This is a genomic window from Pseudomonadales bacterium, from assembly GCA_013215025.1.
GTDB lineage: Bacteria > Pseudomonadota > Gammaproteobacteria > Pseudomonadales > DT-91 > DT-91.
Window position 1 is genome coordinate 1 of the sequence record JABSRR010000225.1, and the last position, 3,449, is coordinate 3,449.

General features: G+C 49.5%; 2 protein-coding genes. Both read right to left on the minus strand.

The genetic code is table 11. The features are described from left to right. Positions 1-181: 181 nt before the first annotated feature. Entirely contained in the window at positions 182-1,648 is a 1,467-nt protein-coding gene (locus HRU21_12135; GenBank protein NRA43039.1) for a hypothetical protein, read from the minus strand. A gap of 246 nt (positions 1,649-1,894) precedes the next feature. Then, positions 1,895-3,022, minus strand: coding sequence for a helix-turn-helix transcriptional regulator (locus HRU21_12140; GenBank protein NRA43040.1), 1,128 nt, complete (start codon positions 3,020-3,022; stop codon positions 1,895-1,897). Positions 3,023-3,449 lie beyond the last annotated feature (427 nt).

The following is a 3,449-nucleotide window of genomic DNA, read 5'->3' on the forward strand; positions in this document are numbered from 1 at the left end:
GAACCGCTTGATAGCCGCTTGTCAACGAGCGCACATTCGGGCCATTCAATTTTTTTTCAGCCCATGGCAAAACCCAGTTTTATGAGTCCAGGGGCTTTGTCACCAGACATCAGGATGCCCCCGGGATGATGTTCGTCAACAACGAAGGCCGTTGACATTAACAACGACCTTGCCAATAACATCATTCAGATAAGTCAATGGCTGTTTGTAAGATGGTGTCAATGCCATTGAGTAAATCTTGTTTATTTTGGCTGGCCGCCACATCTGGGGAAAGGCCCATACCAGGCTCGAATTGAGCCACATCATTGTATTGTCGGAATATCGGAACGCGGGTGGTGATGCCGCTGGCTGGCAACTTCAAGAAGAATAAAATACCTGCCGTTGGACCTTCCATGGAGCCACCAGTGGGTTCACCAACGAAAGTCGTGTTGGGTCGACCAGTTAACACCGCCAATAGGTTAGTGCTGCCAGAAGAATTGTTGCGACTGGTCAATACAATTAATTGGCCAGTAAACGCCCGTTTGTCTGGTTTGATCCATTGGGTCGCTTTCAAAACATGGGGTTTGAAGCTGTAGCTGCCATCATCGTTTTGGTTGAATTTACTCGCCTTGGGCTTCAAGGCGGATTTTTCCCAAGTGAATAAATGTTCTCTCAGACCATCTAAATTGAGGGTCTTGATGCGCACGTCTTTGACCGGACGAAACTTGTTTGGCATCAAGTGTGCCAGCAGGCGTTGCCGTGGTTCACTAGAGCCACCGCCGTTTTCCCGCAAATCCAAAATCAACCGTTGGCTTGGGTTTTGTTGTAGTTGTTTGAAGATGGGATCGAACAGCTTGTCGGGTTTGATGGGGATGCGGTAATTCACGAAAGTGTCAATTTTCAAATAACCAGTCCGATCATCCACCTGTTTGAATTCAACTGCATCGATGAAATTTCGGCGCTGGGAACCACCGAGCTTTTTCCACGCGCTGTAATTTATCCTAGCCATGGACTTTTCCTGGCTTTGACCCTGCTGGTCCAAATAGTGAATATTCACCTGACTGGAGTGGGGCCACAACATCGCCCCAAAATGATCCAGCGCGCCGCCACGATGTTCTGAGGACGAAGCAATGGCATTGATTTTGCTGTGGTCGGTGAAGCCGTCGGTTGGCACATACCGGTACAACTGATCTATGCGATCGCCAATGGCTTGACCATCGATGTGGGTGATGACATCACCCAATTTAAGTCCGGAGTCAGCAGTGGCGCGAAGCACCACCACTTCGTTTTCGATCATTTGCCACCGAAACGGCAAGTAAACAGGCGTGGTGCCACGCGCATCGGCCAGTGCCTTGGGCAATTCTGCTTTGGTGTGGTCACAGCGCATCAAAGCCAATGTTTCACTCAGTTTCAGGTAATAGTCCCCCAAGCGCATGCCCTTGTTGGTTTTTGCTTGTTGGATGATTTGGTCCCAAGCGGTGTTCAATGTTTGCGCATCTGTATAGCGGTCATAGCCAGGATGGATGCGTTCATAAGTTTCTTGAGCCAGTTGGGTATCAGCAATGATTTGGTCCGTGCTGAGCCATTGGTCTCTGGGGTGATTAGCGAAGCCATTGAATGGCAGTAATGGCAGTAATGTTAGTAAGAACAGGGTGATTGCTGGTTTCATATCGAGGTCTCATGTTTTGGATACCTCCACGCTATCCATTTCAGGCCTGTGATCGTCCTAAGCCATGAATTGAGACCTGTTTTACTGGATTTGAGACGTTACAAGGAATGTGCCTGGGGCCTCTTTCACTTTGTACGAGACAAAAGTGAAAGGAACACAGCGAACATGACTGTGTTCTTCGCGCTCTTCGCCTCTCATTCGCAAAGCTCACCAAGCGGCTCGGCGGGTGAAGCTGCTCAGCGCTTTTCAGTGGTTGTTAAACTTATTTCGATATTGACTGGGTGTAAGACCGACCTGTTTTTTGAACACGCGGTTGAAGGTGGCTTTGGAATTGAAGCCGGATTCCAAGGCCAGGTTTAACACCGATTGATGCGGTTGTTCCAACTGTGTTTTGGCGTGTTTGATCCGCCATTGATTGATGTATTGATTGAAGGACAGCCCGATGCCTTGATTGATGGTGCGAGACACATAAGATTCGTTGCTGCCTAGGTGTTGGGCCAACTGCCGCAAAGACAGCCGAGGTTCTAGATACCATTGTTCAATGGCCATTTGTCGTTCCAATTCAGCGGCTTCATCAATCCAGTCTTTTTGTTGCCAGGCATTGGCCGCTTCAGCGGCATGGCCTGCAGATTCAATTTTGGGAAACCGATACTGTAGTTTCCTGATCGCATCTATGCCCACCCACGCCAAGATAGCCATCATCAACACCACCAATGGATACTCTTCCACATAAGACATGTCAGTGATGAATACGGGGACTACTTGCACCGCGATGAAGAACACCAGGAGCACCAATGAAGCGATCAACAGTTGATACACCCAAACCGGTTTGAATTCACTGGCCACAGATTGGTTGTTTTCCAAGTACTTTTCATAGTCTCGGCTGAGCAAATAAGTTTTGGCCCAGCAATACACAAACAGACCCACACCAATCACCACTTCAACCGGCATCACATAGGGCTCATGGAAGGCGTTGTTATAAGCCCATTTGTTTTTGTAATCACCCAACATGGTGAAGGCCCACAGGTAATAAACAACTTGAACGACACCGGGTATGAACAGCCATTTGAGGTGTTTTGGCGGTGCCTGGTACATCAAGTGGTGAACGTGTAACAGCAGCAATGGGCCCAAAAACATCTCGACACTAAAAGGGGCAAACGTCAGTCCAGGGTAGACTGAATAAAAGCCAGCAAATCCAATGATTTGAGGGATCACCACAATCACGGCTGCCATTAGGAACAGGCTGAGATAGCGGGCTGCCTTGGCCTCAGTCTTTTGCCACAGCAATATCAAGGCAGACAACAACACCGGCATGCAGACAGCCATCAAAAGGGCTGATCGCCAACCAATGTCTATGGAAGCAGCTTCATCCATGGCATGATTGTATTACAGGGGCGGATAGGCACTATCAACCACCTTTTCAGCTTATCGGCCCGATAGTGACTCGCCGGAACCGACCTCAATGAGTCCGTTTCCAATTGCGGAACGTACGAAAATGATCGCTTCGCAAGCCCTTCGAGCGCACCAAAACTCCCAAAACTGTGCCGTTCCAGAGCACCGGCGTGCAATCACCCCTGGACACTAAGATCCATTCATTCAATTTGAATCCTTTCGCCCGGTCTACTGGCGGCGTCCTGGCCTCCACACCACCCAACTCATCTCGGGCCCGAATATGCCCCAGAATCTTCGCGATTAGGGCAGGCTCCTCGACACAAGCAATGACCCGCAGCTTGCCCCCGCAATCCGGGCAGGTCTCAATATCGATGGCGAATACTCGCTTCAGGCGCTGAGCCTTGGGTTT